The following is a 22,490-nucleotide window of genomic DNA, read 5'->3' as shown; positions in this document are numbered from 1 at the left end:
AAATCCGATTCTGAAAACCCAAAATTTGAGTATCACGTTTTAGCTGATGCAATTGTTTGGGAAGATGAAGGAATTGAAAAGTGCAATCCTAAATTGCAAAATTGAGAAGATTAAATAATATTTTAATTCTTTAATTTAAAAATAAACCACTTTGAAGAAAATTACGTTATTCATACTTTTATTTGTCAATTTATGCACTGCTCAAAGCAAGGATAATCTAGAGTTTGGGATTATCACCGCATTGTCTATCAGTAATGTTTCTGATAGTTATAATCAAAGGACTAAGTCATTGGTCGAATTTAGTGGTGGAGCTTTTGGAAACTATTATTTGAGCGACCAATGGAGCTTAAAATTAAAAGCTATCTATGAGAGAAAGGGTTATGCAGAGGGATTATATGAAAATAGAGAAACCGATGTTGCTTTTAATATGATATCGGTCCCTGTCACCGCTAATTTCTATTTTGGAAATAATAACAATTGGTATATTAATTTAGGACCATACATAGGCTTTATGATTGCTGCCAAAGCAACTTCTTTCAACGTTGACGTAACGAGATTATTTAATTCTACTGATTTCGGAATTGCTGGAGGTATTGGCTACAAACTTCCTATTGGAGAAAACCTAGATGTATTTGCAGAAATTGATAATCAAACTGGTTTATCAGATATTCTCATTGACAATCCTGGCTCTGCTGTTAGAAACAACAGGCTCAGCTTTAATCTTGGAATTATCTTCTAAATTTATAAAACGTAAAACTCATGATTTAACCGAACAAATTTCAATGGTAAATAAATAGGAAATATTCCATATATTTGTAATAAATCCTATTTTATGCAAGCCGAAGGAGAACACTTAAAAGGGCGTGGTGCACAGCGTCATATCGCTAATAGATTTGATGTAAATAGCCACGAGCTGCGAGATGATTTTCTCAATTACTGCGCGCAGGAAGGGGACGAGCCTCAAAATCTGAAAACCCTTTTTATAGACACCTTTCCTAAGACCATCGTCAATAAAGTAGAAAGCCCCGATGTAGGAATGGGTTATTCTTTAAATCCGTATCAGGGCTGTGAGCACGGTTGTGTATATTGTTATGCGCGTAACTCGCACGAATATTGGGGCTACGATGCAGGCTTGGATTTTGAAAGTCGCATTCTCGTAAAACGCAATGCGGTGCGCCTGCTCGAAAAGCACCTGGCTAAAAAATCCTGGCGAGCGTCACCCATTGTCCTTTCGGGAAATACCGATTGTTACCAGCCTGCAGAAAAGCAATTTAAGATCACCCGTAAATTGCTTGAGACCTTTCTCAATTATCGGCACCCGGTGGCTATCATTACAAAAAATGCATTGATTCAGCGGGATTTAGATATCATTAAGGAATTGGCTTCTTATAACCTGATTCAGGTCAATATGTCGATCACCACTTTAGAAGAAAAAACGCGTCGCTTGCTGGAGCCGCGTACTGCCAGCATTAAAAAACGCCTAGAAACGGTAAAGAAACTTGCTGAGGTTGGAGTTCCGGTAAATGTGATGACCGCGCCCATCATTCCGGGGATCAACAGTCACGAGGTATTGCCTTTGATCAAAGCTGCGGCAGATCACAGTGCAAAATCGGTAGGATATACCGTGGTGCGTTTGAATGGTGCGATAGGAAAGATCTTTGAGCAGTGGCTTAAAACCGCGATGCCAGACCGCGCTGATAAAGTGCTTAATCAGATCGCTGCGTGTCACGAGGGCAACTTGAACGATTCGCAATTTGGTCGCCGTATGCGCGGTAGCGGTGAATTTGCAAAGCAAATTGCAGCACAGATGGAGCTCGGCAGAAAGAAATATCTTAAAGGCCGGAGTATTGCTCCGCTCAATTGCGAACTTTTTGAGCAATACCGCCCGGGACAACTCTCGCTATTTTAGCGCAATTGGCACAGTTTCTGATTATTATCAGAAGCTATGAAAAATCATTTTTTAAAATTTATTGGGATTGCTTTAGTATTCCTTTGTTTTTCCTGCGGAAAGCTTACCAAAGTGACCGATGTGATCACACAGCCTACTGCACGCGAAGTCTACGCGCGTAATTTTGATGCAGATTCAGTACCGTATCGCCTGTGGATGAACGCTTTTCAAAACGCACTGAATGATAGTTTGCAAGTTGCTTCTCCCTATCAAGAAACCGGAATATTCAATCCGGAAATTGAACCGGTGTATGGCTATGATCTTGACCTGGAGCGCGGGCGTAGGTATACCTTCAGTATTCAGACAGATACGCTTCAACCGAAGGTTTTTATCGATCTCTATGAAAAGACTTCAGACAGTATCCGGCCGTATAAATTGGTACAGCAAGCCGATGATAAGGCTACCACTTTAGATTTTTCACCTAAAAATTCAGGAACTTATAAAGTGCTTTATCAGCCAGAATTGAATACGAGTTCAAGTTTTGCAATACGCATTCAGAGCAAACCTTCGTATTATTTTCCGGTAAGTGGCGCTTCAGCAAAATCCATTCAGAGCTTTTGGGGAGCAGCGCGTGATGGTGGTAAGCGCAGCCACGAGGGGATAGATATTTTTGCCAAGCGGGGTACGCCGGTAGTCGCAAGTGTTGACGGCTATATAAGCAGAACCGGAAATCGCGGTTTGGGCGGAAAACAGGTTTGGTTGCGTGAGGGCTTATTTGGCAACAGTCTGTATTATGCGCATTTGGATAGCATTATCGCAACCAGCGGCCAACGTGTAAAAGTGGGGGACACTTTGGGGCTCGTGGGCAATACAGGGAACGCACGTACCACTCCGCCACATTTACATTTTGGCGTGTACAGCCGTGGAGCAATCAATCCGTTGCCGTTTGTAAAAGAAGAGCCGGAGTTACCGGCCCTTAATGCTTCAACTGAATTTTATAAAACCTATGCGATCAAAACTGCACAAGCCAATTTGCGAAGTAGCGCTTCGGCGAAATCACAAAAAGTTGGTACGCTTTCGCGAAAAGATACTGTGCATTTATTAGGCAAAAGTGCCGATTGGCTGCATATTGAAACGTCTACTGCCCAGCGAGCTTTTGTGCATCAGAGTTTAGTAAAAGCTTTGTAGCTTCTTGATACTGCGGGATAATTTATGCGGTAGCTTTTGGGAAGTATTTCTTTCTAAACCAAAACGAAACACGCACCAAAAAGATCAACGCGGGAACTTCAACTAACGGACCAATAACACCTGCAAACGCCTGCCCGGAATTGAGTCCGAACACAGCGATGGCTACTGCGATTGCCAGTTCAAAATTGTTACCGGCTGCGGTAAATGCTACAGAAGCCGTCTTGTCATACGTTGCGCCCATTGCTTTAGTAAAAAAGAAACCTATGATAAACATCAAGGCAAAATAGATCAAGAGTGGGATGGCCACGATCAAAACATCCTGTGGAATTTCGACAATGAGTTCGCCTTTAAGCGAGAACATCACTACGATGGTAAAAAGCAGAGCGATCAAGGTAATTGGTGAAATCGTTGGGATGAACTTTTCGTTATACCAAGTTTCGCTTTTTAGGCGTACCAAAATTGACCGACTCAAAATCCCCAAAACAAACGGAATTCCTAAATAGATGGCTACACTTTCTGCAATGGTAGCGATGGAAATATCTACGATAGCACCTTCAAAACCAAAATAGGGCGGAAGCACGGTGATAAAGATCCAAGCATAAAAACTGTAAGCAAACACTTGAAAAATGCTGTTTAACGCTACGAGTCCTGCGCCGTATTCACTGCTTCCATCTGCGAGGTCATTCCATACCAGAACCATTGCGATACAACGCGCAAGACCTATTAAAATCAATCCTACCATATATTCAGGATAGTCTTGAAGAAAGGTAATGGCAAGGATAAACATCAGTACTGGGCCAATGATCCAATTCAGGATTAAAGAAATGGAAAGAATTTTTACATTTTTAAATACTTTGGGTAATAGGGCGTAATTTACTTTTGCCAGCGGCGGATACATCATCAAGATTAACCCTATCGCCAGCGGAATATTAGTGGCGCCGCTACTCATCGTATTGACCACTTCGGGGAAGGATGGAACAAAGTAGCCAATCGCAACGCCAAGTGCCATCGCGACAAAGATCCATAAAGTTAAGTTTCGGTCTAAAAAGCTTAGTTTTTTAGTACTCATATTACTAGCTTATTTTTGAGAATACATAGAATAATTCTGTAGCGATCTGTTCACTACGCTCTTGGTATTTTTCAGCTTGCTGCGGCGTATTATCAAAGGCTTTAGGATCGTCAAATGTGATGGGAATACGTTTTTCTGCTCCCGGCACAAATGGGCAACCGGCATCGGCTTGCGAACACGTCATGATTGCTGCAAAGGCTGAAGTAGGATTAAACGCATCATCTAGCCGCTTTGAGAATCCAATTACCGGATGCGCATTTTCGGCATATTTAATACTGTAAACCGGATTGTTTTCTTGAGAAAGTTTTGCAATCTGAAAACCTGTATTTGATAAGGTTTCTGCGACCATCGGGAACAGAGCCGTTGCTTCGGTTCCTCCGGAAAAACAAACTACATTATCAATATTAAAGTGTGCAGCCAGGGTTTGTGCCCAAACTTGAGAAAGGTGACTTCTGCGCGAATTGTGCGTACAAATAAAATTGATGCGTACGGCTGCATTGGCACTCACTTTTTCTTGAATAAAAGCGATTAAAGGCTCAAGCGTCTCTTTGCGTTCTTCGGAAATAGTTTCCGGCTTTAGCGTGGTTATAAATTGGTCGATTTCCGGAAATAAAACAGTGTTCATCATAACGTGATTAAATGGGTTAACAACAGTTGCCATCAGGCCCGCAACAAGGCTCTTGGTTTAAATCTGATAGTTTTACTTTAGGTTTTTCAGCAGGAATTCCGCAGGCGTCTTTAGCAAGACAATCGGTTTGTTTGGTAGTCAGAAGGAAATTTGTTCCGTCAAAATCGATCCCAAATTTTCTAATGGTTTCGCCTTGATACTCCACTTCAACCTCGTGGTCTTCAATCTTCAATACTTTTTCAGAAAGCTCAATGATGCTGAGCAATTTTTCAGGATGCAGTCGGTGATCGTAGTCATCAGCATTCCATAATTGAAAATTCACAACCTCTTCTTGGCGCAATGTGCCGCCACAATCAATAAAATGTTTAGATACTTTGCCTACTTCGGTTACGTGAAAATGATTAGGAACCAGACTTCCGTCTGGTAATTGAAACCCTATTTGTTCTAAGTTTTTTAAAACGGTTTTGACCTGTGATAGTTTCATATTATTTATTGTTATATCGTAATATTACGATGATTGATTTTAAATTTTTTTTAGCAGCAATCTGCGCTGTTAGATAGATCTTGGTCGAGAAAATGAGTCATTAACTTTTTCATCTCTGTCCAGTTTTCTTTGTCAATACAATAGCAAACACTAGTGCCCTCAACGCTTCCTTTGATCAAACCAAGATGCTTAAGCTCTTTGAGGTGTTGTGAAATGGTAGGTTGCGCAAGACCAATCTCATTAACCAGATCACCACAAACACAAGAATCTATTTTAAACAGGTGTTGTAAAATAGATACCCGCGCAGGGTGCGCAAATGCTTTTGCAAACTTGGCGATCGCATTTTGGTTATCTGAGAATATTTCGGTTTTGGCTAAGCCCATTGTTTAATTGTTACATTGCAATATTACGATGAATGAAATTCACGACCAAGAAATGCTCTCATTTTTTTTACGCAGCGCTGTGATCATCTTGTTATTAACAGTTTTTTGGCTGCACACACGAGTAAAGCTTGGTATTTTTAGGTTGAAATTTTAAACCGCAAACGATGTCGTTATTTGGAAAAGTAAAGAATACCATAGGCCTTTTAAAGTCGGTTGACTTAGAAGCGCTTAATAAATTATCTCAAAAAGTAGATTTGTCGCAAGTTATGGCCGCGGTGGGCAACTTAGATGACCGTCAATTGAAAGGCTTGATGAAGATGCTGAATTCGCAAGCGAAAAAAGGGCAGCACAAACTGCCGCCAATTGATGGCGATTTTTACAATCTGGCCCAAAAACTCACCCCTGAAGAGCGTGAAATTCAAATGAAGATGCGCAATTTTATGGAAGATGAGGTTAAGCCAATTGCTAACCAATATTGGAATAGAGCCGAATTTCCACACGAGATCATCCCAAAGTTTGCCGAATTAAATTTAGCAGGAATTGCTTATAAAGGCTACGGTTGTCCCGGACAATCCTTTTTGCTTGAAGGAATTTTAGCAATGGAGTTGGCGCGTGTAGATGTGTCTATCTCTACCTTTTTTGGTGTGCATAGCGGTCTCGCCATGGGATCAATTTACCTCTGCGGAAGCGAGGAGCAAAAGCAAGAGTGGCTGCCTAAAATGCAAAAGTTTGAAAAAATTGGAGCTTTTGGTCTTACCGAACCTGAAGTAGGCTCAGGAGCTGCCGGCGGTCTGGGAACCAGCTGTAAAAAAGTAGGAGATGAATGGGTTTTAAATGGTGAGAAAAAATGGATTGGGAATGCAACCTTTTCTGATATTACGATCATTTGGGCACGCGATGAAGATAGCGGTAGGGTTAAAGGCTTTATTGTACGTAAAGAAAACCCCGGTTTTCACGCGGAGAAAATGAAAGATAAAATGGCGTTGCGTACCGTACAAAACGCTTTGATCACCTTAACTAATTGCCGCGTACCGGAAAGCGATCGCTTACAAAACGCAAACTCCTTTAAAGATACGGCCAAAGTACTGCAAATGACGCGTGCAAGTGTGGCTTGGCAGGCGGTGGGTTGTGCGCGCGGAGCGTATGAAGCCGCATTGAAGTATACAAAAAAACGAGAGCAATTTGGTAGACCTATTGCAAGCTTTCAGCTGATTCAGAATCATTTGGTAGAGATGGTTTCCAATCTTACGGCTATGCAAACTTTATGTTTTCGCCTTAGCGAAATGCAAGACGGTGGTCAGTTGACCGACGAGCACGCATCTCTTGCTAAGGTATTCTGTTCTATGCGCACGAGAGATGTGGTGAGTAGAGCACGTGAAGTTATGGGTGGTAACGGTATTTTATTAGAATATGATGTAGCGCGTTTTGTGGCTGATGCCGAAGCGATCTATAGTTATGAAGGCACAAAAGAGATCAATTCGCTCATCGTAGGTCGAGCAATTACAGGCTACAGCGCATTTGTGAGCTAGAAAACACAATCAACTCTAAAAGATTTTTATAGGTGTTTTAATATGCCGTTATTTGCATCTGAAATTTTTAAAAACTATAAAATGAAATTCAATAGATTATTTCTGGCGTTACCTGTTGCGCTTACTTTGGTGAATTGTAACGATTCAAAAATGGGTTCAGGAAGCGATGTTGAGCTTAAAACCTTTAAAGATTCTGTTTCATATATCATCGGTGCTAATACCGGAGCGCAATTCAAGCAAGCTTTAGGAGATAATGCTGAAGAGTTTTTTGATGCAGATGTATATTATAGCGGAGTACAAAAAGCACTTACTGATAGTGTTGAAATTCCGCAGGCAGATATGCGTCGCATTATGAATCAGTTTCAAACGCAATTACGCGAGAGACAACAAGAAGAGCAAGCTGCAGTTGCTGCCGAAAAGAAAGAAGCAGAGCAAGCATATTTAGCTGAAAATGCTAAGAAAGAAGGCGTGCAGACTACAGAAAGCGGTCTTCAATACAAAGTGATCGAAGAAGGAAGCGGGGAATCTCCTGCAGAAACAGATCAGGTTCAGGTAAATTACGAAGGTAAATTACTTGACGGAACCGTTTTTGACAGTTCGTATGAGCGTCAGCAGCCGGCTACTTTTGGTGTAAACCAAGTAATCTCAGGTTGGACTGAAGGACTTCAGCTAATGAAAGAGGGTGCAAAATATGAATTCTACATCCCTGCAGATCTTGCTTACGGTCAGCGTGGTTCTGGACCTAAAATTGGTCCTGGTGAGACTTTGATCTTCACTGTTGAGCTTCTTGACGTAATCAAACAATAAGTAGATTTTGACATATCTTGTAATTGCCGTAGTCTCGGGAGCCCTTATTTTAGGAGCGATCTGGGGCATTTACGGAAATTTACAAAAGAAAACAGAGGGCTTTCTCGTTGCTTTAGCAGGAGGAGCCCTTATTGTTTCTACCGTATTAGAGTTGATCAATCCGGCTGTAGAAAAGGCTAATGTATTGATTGCGCTCGGTATTGTTTTACTGGGAGCAGGTGTATTTACGGGCCTTGATTATTTGGTAAAGCAAAAATGGGGATCAGACAGCGGTGGCGGTTTGCTTGCCGCGATCACGCTTGACGGTATTCCCGAAAATTTAGCTTTAGGCGTGGCGCTCATAGGTGCTGATGCTTTGACAGTGGCCGCACTTTCCGGGTCTATTTTTCTATCTAATCTTCCTGAAGCCGCCGGTGGCGCAAAAGAAATGACCGAAAACGGGGTATCAAAAAAGAAGATTCTTCTGCTTTGGGCAGCCACCGCTTTAATACTCTCTTTAGCGGCTTTAATAGGAAATTGGGCACTTGCAGATGTTTCTGAAGAACTCCTTGCTTACATTCGCTGTTTTGCCGGTGGGGCCGTAGTAGCTTCGCTTGCGATTGAAGTGTTTCCTAAAGCGTATAAACAAGATTCATACTGGGCCGGTATCGCTAACGCGATTGGGTTGGTGTTGGCATTTTATCTCAATAGTTTGGGATAAATGAATCAGTTGAATAAAACACCTAGTAAACTGCGCATTATTGAGTAGTTTAGTAGCATAACTAACGAATTTAAGTTCAATGAAAAAATTAGTGCTTGCAGGAGCTGCAGCAATTGTATTAGCAAGCTGTGGCGGAACTAAAAAATTACCAGAAACTCCAGAGCCGCCTTTATTACAATCGTTTCAAGATTCGGTGGCATATTATATGGGTGTTTCTATTGCTGAAAACATCAAGAAAGACAAAGCCACATATGAGAATTACTTCGACAAAAAAGTGTTTTTAACCGGTTTTCAAGAAGCCTTAAAAGACAGCGCGCAAATTTCTGAAAAGGAAGGGCGTCAGGTAATGGGCAGATATTCTCGCGAGTTGCTGGAACTTCAAGAAAAGCTGAAAGAAGAGCGCATTGCCGCGCAAAAGGCTTTTTTAGAAGAAAATGCTGCAAAAGAAGGTATAATTACTACCGAAAGTGGTTTGCAGTATGAGATTATCACCGCAGGCTCAGGCGCTTCACCAGAAGCTTCAGATCGTGTAGAAGTGCATTATGAAGGCACCTTAACAGACGGAACCGTTTTTGATAGTTCGTACGAGCGAGGTGAATCGATCACTTTTGGTGTTGGTCAAGTCATCGCAGGCTGGACGGAAGTCTTACAATTGATGAAAGAAGGCGCAAAATATCGTGCATACATTCCGGCAGATCTGGCGTATGGAGATCGGGATATTGGTGAAATTCCACCGGGATCGACTTTGATTTTTGATATCGAATTGATCAAAGTGAAATAACCAGAAAATTAAAAAAGCCGCGTTTAGCGGCTTTTTTAGTGGTAGTACCAAAAGTTATATTTCGGTTTCAAACGAATATCCCAAAGGTTTGCCCATAGTTAGCTTACAGCTTTGCTTAAGGAGCAGGATTGGGTACAGCGTTATGAATGGTTTCAATCTCTTCTAGAAGCTCTGGGGAAAGCTGAATATTCACACTGTCAATATTCTCTTTCAATTGTTCTAGGTTCGTTGCACCTATGATATTTGCGGTCATAAAAGGTCTATCGGTTACAAAGGCTAAGGCCATTTGGGTAAGCGACAAATCGTGTTTTTTGGCTAGGTCAAGATAGCGTTTGGTTGCTTCAACAGCTTGCTCGTTAGAATACCTGCTGTACTGCGGAAACTTATTGATACGTGAAGCTTCGGTATCTTTTTGCTCAATATACTTTCCTGATAGCGTTCCGAAACCTAAAGGTGAATAGGCCAGATAGCCCACATCTTCGCGTTGCATTACTTCGGTAAGGCCAATTTCATCTTTTCGGTTTAATAAATTATAAGGATTTTGAACCGTGATCATTTTAGGAAGTCCTTTTCGGCTTTCTTCCATATAACGTGATAATCCATAAGCGGTCTCGTTGCTCACTCCTACGTGACGAATGAGTCCTTCACTTACAAAGTCTTGCAAATACCCTAAAACTTCAGCAAAGTTATCTTTCCATTTTTCATCAGGATTGTGCGTATAGCCTAGTTTACCAAAATAGTTAGTATTGCGCTCCGGCCAGTGCAATTGATACAAATCAAGATAATCTGTTTGCAAGCGCTTTAAGCTTTTATGAATAGCGTCTTTAAATTCTTCTTTAGTATAGCCACCGGTGCGAATGTGTTTTGACATAGCTGCCGGTCCCACAATCTTTGAAGCGATGATAAGATCATCACGTTTGCCTCTGTTTTTAAGCCAAGAGCCAATTATACGCTCGGTGCTGCCATGGGTTTCCGCGCGTGACGGAACGCTGTATAATTCTGCAGTATCTATAAAATTGATGCCTTGATCTATTGCATAATCAAGTTGTGCGTGTCCTTCTGCTTCGGTGTTTTGCTCGCCCCAGGTCATAGTGCCCAGGCAAATTTTACTTACTTCAATGGAAGTTCCGGGGAGTTTTGTGTATCGCATAATTAAAAATTGATGTTGCGAAAGTATTGTAAAAATGCAAAAGCCCCACCCAATTGGTGAGGCTTAAGATTTTTATAACAGGAAGTGCTTAAATATCGTTGAGCAACTTGGTCACTTCATCTAGTTTTGGTGTGAGAATTACCTCGATTCTTCGGTTTTTAGCTTTTCCTTCTGCGGTACTGTTGGTCGCTACGGGAGCAAACTCGCCTCTCCCCGCTGCAGTAAGGTTTTTAGGGTCAATCTGCGCATTTTGGCGTAAGATCTCAACAATTGCTGTAGCCCGTTTAGTAGACAGATCCCAGTTGTCTTTTAATGGTCCGTTTCCGCCGTAAGGCACATCATCAGTATGACCTTCAATCAAGACCGCGATTTCTGGATTTTGAGCCAGTACGCTTCCCAACTGATTCACGGCTTGTTTTCCTTTAGCACCTACATTCCAGCTTCCGCTTTCAAAAAGGAGTTTATTTTCTAGAGAAACATACACTTTGCCATCACGCTGCTCAACGGTGAGACCGTTACCTTCAAAATCTACTAGAGCTTTAGAAATCGCATCTTTTAACGCGCGCATTTTTGCATCTTTTGCAGCGATCATCGCCTCTAATTCTTCAACACGGCGAGAACGTTCGGTGAGGTCACGCTGCATTTTTTCAAGACGGGTTTGTTCAGCAGCAAGATCAGCTTGTTTCTCATCTAACTGCGCGAGAAGCTCCCGGTTTTGTTTAGAATTTTCGGCTAGTGCCTTAGAACTATTGGCTTCAAGTGCGTCGTAAGACTCCTGAAGGTTTTTAAGGTTGGTTTGTGCAGCGGTGTATTTGCGCTGCAAATCATCACGCTCGCTAGTGGCCTGAGCCAGGTCTCTTTCAAGCTGTGCCGCCTGATCTTCAAATTGTTTTCTCAAGCGTTCTTCTTGAGAAAGCTCTTGTTGTAATTCTTGATTTTCGGCTTTGAGACCGGCAAAACGAGATTCTAAGTCTTTATAGACTTTAGCCGAAACACACGAAGATAAGGTAGCTGCGGCGCCTGCAATGATGCAAAATTTTCTAAACATAAGGTTGAGTTGTTTTTTAATAATCAACGCCGGCTATGTAAAAATATTGGCACGGCTTTGACTAAAAAAGCAGCAATTTTAAGATTGATGATCAAGTTCTAAAAGGGCAGGGCAGTGGTCACTGTGCTTGGCTTCAGGCAAGATCACTGCGCGTTTTATTTTATCTTTTAAAGGCTCACTGACCATATTATAATCAAGGCGCCAGCCCTTATTATTTGCGCGAGCATTTGCGCGATAACTCCACCAGCTGTATTGCTCAACATCGGGATTAAGGTGTCTGAAGCTGTCTGTAAACCCGCTGTTGATAAACCCGCTCAACCATTCACGTTCTACCGGCAGAAAACCGCTTACATTTTTGAGCCTAACAGGGTCGTGAATATCTATAGGTTCGTGACAGATGTTGTAATCGCCGCTCACAATAAGGTTAGGTCTGGTTTTGCGTAATTCTTCAGCATATTCCTGAAAATCTGCCATATATCTTAGTTTGTGCTCTAGGCGGTCAATGTTGGTTCCGCTGGGTAAATACATACTCATAATGCTCAGATCACCAAAATCTGCTCTTATATTTCGGCCTTCGTGATCCATATAATCAATTCCGGTACCGTGCACGATATTGTCTGGTTCTTTCTTGCTTAAAATAGCAACGCCGCTATAGCCTTTTTTTTGAGCACTAAACCAATAATCGTGGTAACCGGTTTCTTTAAAAAGATCAATATCTAATTGTTCTTTATGGGCTTTGGTTTCTTGTAGTAAAAGCACATCTGGGTTGGCTGCTTTTAACCAATCAAGGAGCCCTTTGCGTATTGCAGCCCGAATTCCGTTTACGTTATAGGTGATTATTTTCATGCTAAAATTTTGGATTTTGGCGAAGTTAGGTATTTCGGTATAAAATGGGTGTTGGCGGTTGCAATACAATTCTATTGAGCATAGTAGGTTTTAGGCTTTTTCCCGTAGTTTTATAGCCGATGCGTCACCTTGTTTTGATATTGTGCTTTGGGATTGCTGCAACCGGTTTTGCGCAGGATTTTCAATTTAGTGACAGCAGGGTCAAACACCTGGCGGTGCGGGACACGATGCTGATAGATTCGGTAAGTATCAATCCGGTGGAATTTGCCGTTTATACACTTTCAGGAATGCAACTCGATAGTACCGCCTATGCTATTGATTATGGGCGGGCTCTTTTCAGCTTAAACGCGCAAGCGCCTAAAGTAGATTCTTTAAAGTTTAAGTACCGGGTGTTTCCTGATTTTTTGACCAAAACCTATTTTGAATATGATCCTGATCGCGTAGTTAACAGTTCGGGTAATCTGAATAAAGTCTACGCGCTAAAGGAAGAAAAAAATACAGCGGTTTTTACTCCTTTTGACGGTTTGACCACTTCCGGGAGTTTGGTGCGCGGTGTGACTGCCGGAAACAATCAAAACAGTACTTTAACTAGTGAATTAGATCTACAGATCACGGGGAAATTGAGTGAAAAGGTATCGCTGCGCGCGTCATTGCAAGATGCTAATCTTCCGCAGCAAAATGGAGGTTACTCTCAACGGCTTGATGAATTTGACCAGATTTTTATTGAATTGTTCAGCGACGATTGGAACATCAGAGCCGGTGATATCAATCTCGAAAACAACACCTCTTATTTTGGAAGATTTACAAAAAAAGTTCAGGGGTTATCGCTTTACGGGCGCATCAATCACGAGTCTTCACAAACCGAAGCTTTTGCCACAGGAGCGCTCGTACGCGGCGTTTTTACACAAAGTAGATTTACCGGGCAGGAAGGCAATCAAGGTCCTTACAAGCTTACGGGTCCCAACGGCGAACTGTATGTACTCATCGTTAGCGGAAGCGAACGCGTTTTTGTGAATGGGGTTTTATTAGAACGCGGAGAAACTGCAGATTATGTGATAGATTATAATGCGGGAGAACTACGTTTTAATCCCACATTTCCCATAACCAGCGAGATGCGTATTTCGGTTGAATATCAGTATAGCGAGCAAAATTTCACCCGAATTATCGCGTATGCTGGTGGCGGGCATCGCAGTGATGATGGCAAACTGGAGTTGAACGCACACGTGTATTCTGAGAATGATGCTAAAAACCAACCTTTGTTGCAAAACTTAAATCAAGAGCAAGTTGCTGTTTTGCAAGAAGCCGGCGATAACAAGGAGCTGATGATCGCCCCAAGTGCCAATCTTGACTCGTATAATGAAAACAAGATTTTATACCGAAAGTTTTTTCAAGATGGAAGAGCGGTTTATGAGTTTTCAAATAATCCTGAAGAGGAGTTATACAATGTGCGGTTTACTGAGGTTGGTGCTAATCAGGGAAATTATGTGTTGACCAATGCTTCGGCGATCAACAGGATTTATGAATATGTCGCTCCGATCAACGGTGTTGCACAAGGCAATTATGCTCCTGTATCGCGTTTATTTGCGCCTACGCAATTGCAAATGGCGGTAGTGCAAGGAGCGTATAATCCTTCAGATAAAACGAGTGTCTCCTTTGAAGGCGCGGCAAGCAAAGAGGATCTCAATTTGTTTTCAGATTTGGATGATGGCGATAACAAGGGGTTTGCAGGTCGATTAAACCTGGCGCAGACGCTTTATGAACAAAACCAAAGCAAGCAGCTTACGGCCTTTGGGACGCTTGATTATATTCAAAATACCTTTCAAAATGTAGAGCGTACCTACGCAATTGAGTTCAGTAGAGATTGGAATTTGCCACTGCTTCCTCAAGGCGATCAAACCTTGATCACTTCAGGAATACAATATCAAGATACCGCAGTAGGGGTTGTGAATTATAGCTTTGAACACTTACAGTATCGTCAGAACTATTCAGGAAATCGAAATATGCTGAGCGGAGCGCTTCGGTTTAAAAAATTACGCACGCAATTTAATGCCAGCTATTTAAAGTCTGAAGCAGACACCGCAAACACCCGATTTTTTAGATTGAATGCCGCAACAATTTATGGATTCAAAAAAGCCTGGGTGGGAGCCAAAGTTCAAGCAGAAGACAATGTGAGCCGGAATCCGGTTTCTGGGATTTATGACCCATTAAGTCAAGGTTTTAAAGCGCATCAAGGTTTTGTGGGTAATGGAGATAGTACAGCCGTTTTTGTGGAATTGGGCTATCGCTATCGCGTGAATGATAGTTTAAGAGGCAACAGCTTGCAAGAGGTAAACCATAGCAACACGTATTATTTAAAATCCCAACTGATACAGAATGAAAACACGTCTTTAGGGGTATATGCCAATTACCGAAAACTACGTTATACAGACCAAAGTTATGAAGATGAGCAATCGTTAAACTCTCGGATTTTATATGATCAAAAGCTGTTTAAAAACCTGATACGTCTAAATACGGTTTTTGAAACCAGTAGCGGAACCTTACCCCAACAAGAATTTACCTATGTAAAAGTAGATGAGGGTTTGGGAACTTATACGTGGATAGATTACAACGCAGACGGCGTTCAGCAACTTGAGGAGTTTGAGGTGGCGCAATTTCAAGATCAGGCAGACTTTGTGCGAGTATTATTACCCAATCAGGTTTTTGTGAAAACCCATCAAAATAAATTGAGCCAGATCATCACCTTCAATTTGCAACAGTGGAGTGGTAAAAACGGATTCAAAAAATTTGCTTCTCATTTTTACAATCAAACCAGTTATTTAATTGACCGCAGGGTCTTGCGAGAAGGTGATACTTTTAACCTGAATCCTTTTAAAGAAATAGATAATACGCTGGGATTAAACCTCAATTTTAGAAATACGTTTTTCTTTAACAGAGGGAAGCAAAAGTATACCTCAAGTTATACTTATTTAGCAAATTCAACGCGAAATTTGATTTCGTTAGGATTACAAACTAATGAATTGCGCAGTCATCAGTTCACCTTTTTACACAAGATAAAATCCAGCTATCTGTTTAATTTTAATGCAGATTTGGGAACCAACAGCAGCACATCAGAGAATTTTGAACAGCGAAATTACAGTTTAGAAACCATGGCGCTAAATCCAAAACTTTCTTATTTGTTTAATGACAATACCCGTTTAGAAGCTTTTTACACGCTTAATAGGAAAGAAAATACGTTAGGTGAATTGGAGCAATTAAACCAGCAAAATTTTGGGATGGCTTTTGCATATAGCAACGCCGAAAAAGTCTCCTTTAATATCGAAGCTAATTATATCAAAAACTCATTTAGGGGTAGCGCGTTTTCGCCAGTAGCTTACCAGATGCTCGAAGGCTTACAGCCCGGATCTAATTTCACTTGGAATGTTTTAGCGCAGAAACGGCTGACCAAATTTTTAGATTTGAATCTGGCCTATTTCGGTAGAAACAGCGAGGATTCAAGAACGATTCACACGGGCACCGTGCAACTGCGTGCTATTTTTTAAACTTCAGTATAAAATTTAAAACCTTACTTAACGATGATTTTTTTTGATTGTCCGCCGGTTCTGTTACCAATACGAACGATATAAACTCCACTTGAGGCGTAAGACATATCTAAATCATAAACATAGCTGCCGTATTCATTTTCGATCCAGTTTTCGGCTAATTTTTGACCAAGAATAGAATAAACGCTTACTGCCATTTTTTCGGTGGTTTCTTCGGTGCTTAAAGAGATCTGAAAATGATTTTGTTCCGGCTCAAGAATTACGAGTTCGCTCTCTGGAAAAATATTCTCTTCAACCGAAAGGCTATTAAAAATACGCACGCTATAATCATTGGTACGACCATACGCGAGTTCGCCACAGGGATCATTGAGATCACCTTCTTCATTGTTGTCTTTTCCGCGAATGCGCATTCTATATGTTCCCAGCTCAACACCTTCAGGTAAGTCTATAGTAAAAACTGCATCAGTATCTGCTGTCTCAACCGTACCGCTAGAAACCAGTTCAGAAGCTTCAAAGCCACCATTGTTATTAAAATCAATAAAGATTACGTAACCAGAATTTTGATAGCCCATTTGTAAAGTTCCCATATGGGAGTCTTTTTGAACATTTAAGTTAAAAGTAGTTTCAAGATTTGCACTATATCCCGTACTTGAGCAAGGAGGTGTTACCAAAGTACCTTCAAGTGTAAATAATGTCACACCATCGCCAAAACCACTACAATTAGAGACGGGTTGACAATAATCATTGGTAACCGTTACCGAAGCGATGTCGTTTGAAGTATCGCTATCGGTTTCTAAAGCGGTACCGGCGGTAATCTCATAAGTACCAATTGCCGAAAAATCTTCTGTGGTGCTGAAGGTAAATGTTTCTGAAGTCTGTGCCGCGATGCTTCGATCAAAAGTTTCTGTAACCTGCTCGCCATCATTCAATTGATAATATACGGGGAAATTGCTCTGAGCATCCTGCCCGTAATTAGTTACCGTAACCGAGATTGCGATTGCAGCGCCTAAACCTGAGTCAGATTCAGGAGTGTCTATAGAAGCCACACCAACATCATTTTGCCAAAGATTTTTTACAGTAATCGACATGGTGTCGTTGCTGGTATCTTCATCATTTTCAAGGTTGGTAGACGCTTCAATGGTATAATCTGCACCAATGGTAGATAGATCTGCGGTTTGTGTAAAGGTGTAGCTTGCCGTTTCGTTAAAAGCAAGTGATCCTGTGTAGGTTTCTTCAACCGTTACGCCATCTACAGTGTAACTTACCGGAATACTGGTTTGCGTGGTATTCCCGGCGTTTCTAATGGTTATGCTAATGCTTTCGGTGGCAGAGAGCGCACCATCTTGTGGACTATCAATAGCAATAACCTGAACGTCATTAGCATTGTCTGGCGCTAATTTAAAAACACTTACAATATCGGTGCGCTGCGGATTAAAATATTCTGAAATAAACCAGAAGGTTTCATCATCAGCCGGGTCAATCGTCAGATGTGTATAATCTGCATAACGCTCTGAAGTGCTTACGCCTGTACTGCTCGCTAAAAATGCTTCAGGGACAGACATTTCACCTAATGGATCATTGGTATATCTTCCGGTAAAGTTTAAGGTAACCGGCAGGTCTGCACTTACGGTGGTATAACCCATTGCAATGCTGCCGGCGCCATCCATTGCCATACTAGCACCAAAGGCGTTGTTTCCGGTAGGAGAAACATAAGTGCCTTCCTGATAAATCGTCCACGGTTGGCCATCGCCTGTTTGCCGTAGTTCATACCAGCGAATTCCGGCTTGTTCTTCGCCAAGAGGGGCAACATTGACCACAAAATTGAAAATAGCCGAATTGTGATCGTCAAACTTTCTAAACTGTGCCTGATTCATCACGGTCCCTTGCATCGCATCGATCTCTGCGCCTGCAGGCTGAGGTAAGTTAGAAAAACTTCCGCCGTCAAAAACACCGTCAAAATCGCTTACGGTAAGAATTTCAGGTTGAGAAATGCTTGAATTTTCCGGTGTGTCCCAGTCGACGTCCACCGTCCATAATTTTAAGTGATCATCATCAACTCCAGACCAGCCGTCATCCTGAAAATACAAAACAGTAGCCCCGCCGGTGGTTGGAGCGTTAGCAGTGCTTACATTGAAAAATTGCGGACTATAAAAACCGGTTCGTTGCAGGGTAGGTAACGGAAATCCTAAAAAGCCTGCGTCGCTCAACCCTTGCAGCATTTTTTCACGCTCCATTACAAAAACGGCATCTCCCGTCGCATCGCCACCCGAAATAGCAATATTTGATGTAATATAATAGCCATCGTGCCACACAGAATATTTAGGATAATCAGGGAAAGCACCGGTTTCAAAACCGGCGGTATAAACATACCAGCCGTCATTTACAGGGTCAGAACCTTGACAAATAGCAATGTTTAAACCATTGTCAAAGTCGTTGTCTGCATCGCTTTCATCCTCATTTTCAAATTGGGTAATGATAAAGCGATCTGCGGGTGCGTCGTACAACACAATTGGATCACCGGCTTCATTTCCTTCAAAAAGAGTTCCCAGACTGGCGGCTTCGGTTAATGCGTTTCCGTCTTTGTCAAAAATTGCAAAACCTACATTCCAAGCAGCTACATAATGGTTGGGGCCAGCAGCGCCTGTAGGGTCAGAAGGCGTAAAGTTTGAAACATTAGCTTCAAATACGTTGATGGGTTCTAACATGTAGGATTTAGAGTCAGACTTGTTTTTGTGGTCTCGTTTCTTAATCAGTGGGTCACCATCTTTTGGGAAACCCTTTCCCGGAACCACTTGATTTGCGCGGCGTCGCTTCGGGTTAATTTCTTCTGGATTGTGGGATCTATCAGCGGCCTTGAACGTACCATTTTTAAGCTGTGAAGCAAGGCTTGGAACTTCGCGCACAAATCGCATTTTACCGTAAAGTGTAGGCTTTTCTTTTTCCTGACCGAAAGCGGTAGTGTCTAAACTGCTAATAATAAATACAATAAAAAAAGCTAAAAGAGTAGTATGATGGAATTTCAAGGTGTAGCGTTGTTTCATTTTCAGTGTATTAGGTCTTTAAATGTACGAAAGTTTAGCCTATAAGGTTCAAAAAAAGCCCCTTGCGGAGCTTCTTTTTTATCTATTAAAATGAGACGTGATTATTGCGCCCAATGTTTAAAATCTATCTTTTCGTGTAAGATTGTAGCCAGTTCACTGATTTTTACACGCTTTTGTTCCATGGTGTCGCGATCGCGAATGGTTACGCTTTCATCTTCTAAAGTATCGTGATCTACAGTGATACAAAATGGCGTTCCGGCAGCATCCTGACGGCGATATCTGCGCCCTACAGCATCTTTTTCGTCATAGGTTACATTGAAGTCGTATTTTAAATCGTCGATGATTTTTTGAGCAACTTCAGGTAATCCATCTTTTTTAACTAGTGGAAGAATCGCAGCTTTTACAGGCGCTAAAATCGCAGGAAGTTTTAAAACGGTACGGGTAGAACCGTTTTCTAATTCTTCTTCTTCTAAAGATTTTGAGAATACCGCTAAGAACATACGGTCAAGACCTATTGAAGTTTCCACCACATAAGGCACGTAATTTTCATTCAATTCAGGATCAAAGAACTGAAGCTTTTTACCTGAGAATTCTTCATGTGCTTTAAGGTCAAAGTCGGTACGGCTGTGAATTCCTTCTAATTCTTTAAAGCCAAATGGAAAATCAAACTCGATATCTGCTGCTGCATTTGCATAATGTGCTAGCTTCTCGTGATCGTGAAAACGATAATTTTCTTCACCAAGCCCTAGCGATAAGTGCCATTTTAGACGGGTTTCTTTCCAGTGCTCGTACCATTTAAGTTCGTCACCTGGACGTACAAAAAACTGCATTTCCATTTGTTCAAACTCACGCATTCTAAAGATAAACTGGCGCGCTACGATCTCATTTCTAAAGGCTTTACCAGTTTGTGCGATCCCAAATGGAATCTTCATTCTTCCGGTTTTTTGCACGTTCAGGAAGTTTACAAAAATTCCCTGAGCGGTTTCTGGTCTTAAGTAGAGATCGGTCGCAGTTTCTGCAGAAGCTCCTAGTTTAGTCCCAAACATCAAATTGAATTGACGCACGTCTGTCCAGTTTTTTGAACCGGTATCCGGGTCTGCGATGCCTAACTCTTCGATCAAAGCTTTTACATCAGCAAGATCTTCTGCTTCAAGAGAACGCGCCATACGTTGTAAAACGGTTTCCTGCTCTTTGCGATAGCGTAAAACACGTGGGTTTGTGGTTACAAACTCCTGCTCGTCAAATTTGTCTCCGAAGCGTTTTTTTGCTTTTGCTATTTCTTTAAGCGCTTTTTGATTCAGCTTTTCAGCATAATCCTCGATCAATACATCGGCACGATAGCGCTTTTTAGAATCCTTATTGTCAATAAGTGGGTCATTAAATGCATCAACGTGCCCGGAAGCCTTCCACGTAGTGGGATGCATAAAGATCGAAGCATCGATACCCACGATATTATCGTGCATTTGCACCATACTTTTCCACCAGTAATCACGTATATTTTTTTTGAGTTCGGCTCCGTTTTGACCGTAGTCGTAAACAGCGCTCAAGCCGTCATAAATCTCGCTACTCCCAAAGATGTAGCCGTATTCTTTTGCGTGTGATATTACCTTTTTAAAATGATCTTCCTGTTGTGCCATTTGGTATGTTGCTTTTGTATTTGATTTTGGTTGTTTGGCCGTTGCGAAACAAGGAGGTAAAAATAAAAAAACCGCAGCAATGCAGCGGTTTTTTATACGATGATTTTTGAAGCTGAATTATTCTAACTCAACTACACTATTGCTAAGTAAGCGGTCATTTTCAAACAAATTAATACGGTATATTCCGGGGTCAAATTCTTCTGCCATCGGGTTGATCCAAACGCAACTTTGTAGTTCTTCGTTTTGATAATTGATCTGCTGGTATGCGCTGTAGATCAAAATATTCTCACCAAAAGCAAGCGAAACGTGCTCGCCCATCACATTATTTTTGGGGTTGATCACCTGAATGTAGAAATCGTGAATTCCGGGTGCGGCTAGCACATTCTCGTTGATGGTGTAACAAATTTCAATTTTATCAATGCGTCCTGCGCGGTCGTTAGGCACTGTTTTTCCACTGCGGCGCAAGATCACCCCGCTGGTTCTAAATTTGCTAACCGTAAGTTGAGCGCCTTTTGTGAGGTTTTCTTGTAGCGCTTCATTTTGCTGTTTTAGAGAATCCCGTTCTACAATGCTTTCATCAAAAGCAGCTTCGGCATTGGTTTTTTGAGTTACTAATAGGGCGTTTTCGAGCAGCAGGCTGTCGGCTTTTTTGCGCAACGCATCACGCTCGTCACGCAAGATGGCCAGCTCGCGTCTGTAATTTTGAAGCGTACTTTGTGTACTGTTTGATTGCTCTAAACGATACAGTAAGTTTTGAATACGAGAGCGGGCTTCTTTCAATTCTGAAGTGAGCAATTTATTCGTCTCAATTTCAGAATTGTAATTGGTTAACAGGTCACTCAACTCTTCTTTGAGAAGTTCTTTTTCTTCAGACAGTGCCACTTTACTGGCGCTTAGCTCGTGGTAAAATTTGTAGGTGTAGCCACCCATCCCCAGGAGCAATAGAAAAAGTATACCGATAAGAATCTTTAAAGCATTGTTATTGCGAGTAGCACTCATGCAGCCTATTTTGATATCTTAGTGCGAAAGTTATAATAATTAATCAAAATGAGATGAAGTCTTTGCTGAAACTCTTCTTTCCTGATCAATGCAGCGCCTGTGACGAACTGTTGAGCGAGGGAGAAGCGTTTGTTTGTACTTCGTGCAGGCACACCCTGCCTGTGACTCATTTGCATACTACAACGCTCAACCCTATACAAAAATTATTATACGGTAGAACAACTATTCACCTTGAGGCGGCTTTGTTCTATTTTGATAAGAAAACACGGGTTCAGCAACTTATACACAATTTAAAATATCGCAGGCAAGAACAACTTAGCCCATTTATGGGAAACTGGTTGGGGAGTCAGCTTGCTGAAGCTCCTGCATTTACTGCGATAGACTGCATCATCCCGGTACCTTTACATAAATCTCGATTACGAGAACGCGGCTATAATCAGGTGGCGGGATTTGGCAAAGCGATTGCGCACTGCTTAAATAAGCCGTATCTTGATGCTATTTTATACCGAACAAAAGCAACGCGTACACAGGTATTCTTAAACCGTGTTTTTAGAGGAACCGAAGTTTTAGACTCTTTTGCAGTTACCGAAACCGCAAGCCTTCAAGGGAAGCATATTTTGCTGGTAGATGATCTGATCACGACAGGAGGAACCATCGAAGGTTGTGCGCTCGCATTGCAGCAAATACCAGACATTAAATTGAGCGTTGCCGTTATGGCAATAGCGCAGTGATTTCTTCGTTTTAGAACGCAGCTTCTTTTCTGATGATTATCA

General features: G+C 41.7%; 19 protein-coding genes. 9 read left to right on the top strand and 10 right to left on the bottom strand.

The window, feature by feature from the left end; genetic code table 11:
* Nucleotides 1-151 precede the first annotated feature (151 nt).
* The 3 genes from BUA96_RS04215 (at nucleotide 152) to BUA96_RS04205 (ending at nucleotide 3,076) form a co-directional block, all read left to right on the top strand.
* Nucleotides 152-739, top strand: a complete 588-nt coding sequence (locus BUA96_RS04215) for a porin family protein (protein WP_072980768.1) — start codon at nucleotides 152-154, stop codon at nucleotides 737-739.
* Between the two features lie 93 nt (nucleotides 740-832).
* Nucleotides 833-1,909 (top strand): PA0069 family radical SAM protein, encoded by a 1,077-nt coding sequence (locus BUA96_RS04210; protein WP_072980766.1) that lies wholly within the window; start codon nucleotides 833-835, stop codon nucleotides 1,907-1,909.
* A 36-nt stretch (nucleotides 1,910-1,945) separates the two neighbouring features.
* Complete coding sequence (locus BUA96_RS04205) at nucleotides 1,946-3,076, top strand: M23 family metallopeptidase (protein WP_072980764.1); 1,131 nt, start codon at nucleotides 1,946-1,948, stop codon at nucleotides 3,074-3,076.
* A gap of 22 nt (nucleotides 3,077-3,098) precedes the next feature.
* On the opposite strand, the gene arsB is transcribed toward BUA96_RS04205, so the two are convergent.
* The 4 genes from arsB to BUA96_RS04185 are packed head-to-tail and all read right to left on the bottom strand — an operon-like array spanning nucleotide 3,099 to nucleotide 5,640.
* The gene (gene arsB / locus BUA96_RS04200; protein ID WP_072980760.1) at nucleotides 3,099-4,145 is read right to left on the bottom strand and encodes an ACR3 family arsenite efflux transporter; all 1,047 of its coding nucleotides are present in this window, start codon (nucleotides 4,143-4,145) and stop codon (nucleotides 3,099-3,101) included.
* A 4-nt stretch (nucleotides 4,146-4,149) separates the two neighbouring features.
* Nucleotides 4,150-4,770, bottom strand: coding sequence for an arsenate-mycothiol transferase ArsC (locus tag BUA96_RS04195; RefSeq protein WP_084673081.1), 621 nt, complete (start codon nucleotides 4,768-4,770; stop codon nucleotides 4,150-4,152).
* 19 nt (nucleotides 4,771-4,789) lie between these two features.
* A complete protein-coding gene (locus BUA96_RS04190) occupies nucleotides 4,790-5,257 on the bottom strand; it encodes a DUF6428 family protein (protein ID WP_072980758.1) in 468 nt (155 codons plus the stop codon).
* 50 nt (nucleotides 5,258-5,307) lie between these two features.
* Nucleotides 5,308-5,640: an ArsR/SmtB family transcription factor gene (locus tag BUA96_RS04185; RefSeq protein ID WP_072980756.1), complete on the bottom strand. Its 333-nt coding sequence runs from the start codon at nucleotides 5,638-5,640 to the stop codon at nucleotides 5,308-5,310.
* Between the two features lie 164 nt (nucleotides 5,641-5,804).
* On the opposite strand from BUA96_RS04185, the gene BUA96_RS04180 reads away from it, so the two are divergent.
* The 4 genes from BUA96_RS04180 (at nucleotide 5,805) to BUA96_RS04165 (ending at nucleotide 9,457) form a co-directional block, all read left to right on the top strand.
* Nucleotides 5,805-7,169, top strand: coding sequence for an acyl-CoA dehydrogenase family protein (locus tag BUA96_RS04180; RefSeq protein ID WP_072980754.1), 1,365 nt, complete (start codon nucleotides 5,805-5,807; stop codon nucleotides 7,167-7,169).
* An 81-nt stretch (nucleotides 7,170-7,250) separates the two neighbouring features.
* On the top strand, nucleotides 7,251-7,976 hold the full coding sequence (locus BUA96_RS04175; RefSeq protein ID WP_072981744.1) for a BamJ family beta-barrel-assembly machinery protein: 726 nt from the start codon (nucleotides 7,251-7,253) through the stop codon (nucleotides 7,974-7,976).
* A gap of 7 nt (nucleotides 7,977-7,983) precedes the next feature.
* Nucleotides 7,984-8,676 carry a ZIP family metal transporter gene (locus BUA96_RS04170; protein ID WP_084673052.1) on the top strand — a complete coding sequence of 231 codons (693 nt, stop codon included), beginning with the start codon at nucleotides 7,984-7,986 and terminating at the stop codon, nucleotides 8,674-8,676.
* 79 nt (nucleotides 8,677-8,755) lie between these two features.
* Nucleotides 8,756-9,457 (top strand): BamJ family beta-barrel-assembly machinery protein, encoded by a 702-nt coding sequence (locus tag BUA96_RS04165; RefSeq protein ID WP_072980750.1) that lies wholly within the window; start codon nucleotides 8,756-8,758, stop codon nucleotides 9,455-9,457.
* A 115-nt stretch (nucleotides 9,458-9,572) separates the two neighbouring features.
* Here BUA96_RS04165 and BUA96_RS04160 read toward each other — a convergent pair whose 3' ends face one another.
* The 3 genes from BUA96_RS04160 to BUA96_RS04150 all read right to left on the bottom strand — a co-directional run bounded on the left by BUA96_RS04160 (nucleotide 9,573) and on the right by BUA96_RS04150 (nucleotide 12,501).
* Entirely contained in the window at nucleotides 9,573-10,607 is a 1,035-nt protein-coding gene (locus BUA96_RS04160; protein ID WP_072980748.1) for an NADP(H)-dependent aldo-keto reductase, read from the bottom strand.
* Between the two features lie 88 nt (nucleotides 10,608-10,695).
* Nucleotides 10,696-11,655, bottom strand: a complete 960-nt coding sequence (locus BUA96_RS04155) for an OmpA family protein (RefSeq protein ID WP_072980744.1) — start codon at nucleotides 11,653-11,655, stop codon at nucleotides 10,696-10,698.
* 78 nt (nucleotides 11,656-11,733) lie between these two features.
* Nucleotides 11,734-12,501 (bottom strand): exodeoxyribonuclease III, encoded by a 768-nt coding sequence (locus BUA96_RS04150; protein ID WP_072980742.1) that lies wholly within the window; start codon nucleotides 12,499-12,501, stop codon nucleotides 11,734-11,736.
* A gap of 119 nt (nucleotides 12,502-12,620) precedes the next feature.
* On the opposite strand from BUA96_RS04150, the gene BUA96_RS04145 reads away from it, so the two are divergent.
* Entirely contained in the window at nucleotides 12,621-16,040 is a 3,420-nt protein-coding gene (locus BUA96_RS04145; RefSeq protein WP_072980740.1) for a hypothetical protein, read from the top strand.
* Nucleotides 16,041-16,063: 23 nt separating this feature from the next.
* On the opposite strand, the gene BUA96_RS04140 is transcribed toward BUA96_RS04145, so the two are convergent.
* From BUA96_RS04140 to BUA96_RS04130, 3 genes are all read right to left on the bottom strand, one after another.
* Nucleotides 16,064-19,081 (bottom strand): GEVED domain-containing protein, encoded by a 3,018-nt coding sequence (locus BUA96_RS04140; RefSeq protein WP_072980738.1) that lies wholly within the window; start codon nucleotides 19,079-19,081, stop codon nucleotides 16,064-16,066.
* A 101-nt stretch (nucleotides 19,082-19,182) separates the two neighbouring features.
* Nucleotides 19,183-20,718: a glycine--tRNA ligase gene (locus BUA96_RS04135; RefSeq protein WP_072980735.1), complete on the bottom strand. Its 1,536-nt coding sequence runs from the start codon at nucleotides 20,716-20,718 to the stop codon at nucleotides 19,183-19,185.
* 117 nt (nucleotides 20,719-20,835) lie between these two features.
* Nucleotides 20,836-21,717, bottom strand: coding sequence for a hypothetical protein (locus BUA96_RS04130; protein WP_072980733.1), 882 nt, complete (start codon nucleotides 21,715-21,717; stop codon nucleotides 20,836-20,838).
* A 53-nt stretch (nucleotides 21,718-21,770) separates the two neighbouring features.
* On the opposite strand from BUA96_RS04130, the gene BUA96_RS04125 reads away from it, so the two are divergent.
* Nucleotides 21,771-22,448 (top strand): ComF family protein, encoded by a 678-nt coding sequence (locus tag BUA96_RS04125; RefSeq protein WP_072980731.1) that lies wholly within the window; start codon nucleotides 21,771-21,773, stop codon nucleotides 22,446-22,448.
* Nucleotides 22,449-22,490: the final 42 nt, after the last annotated feature.

It is taken from the genome of Leeuwenhoekiella palythoae, from assembly GCF_900130045.1.
Classification (GTDB): Bacteria; Bacteroidota; Bacteroidia; order Flavobacteriales; family Flavobacteriaceae; genus Leeuwenhoekiella; species Leeuwenhoekiella palythoae.
The sequence above is the reverse complement of the archived record's forward strand: the minus strand, read 5'-3'. Positions and strand labels throughout refer to the sequence as shown.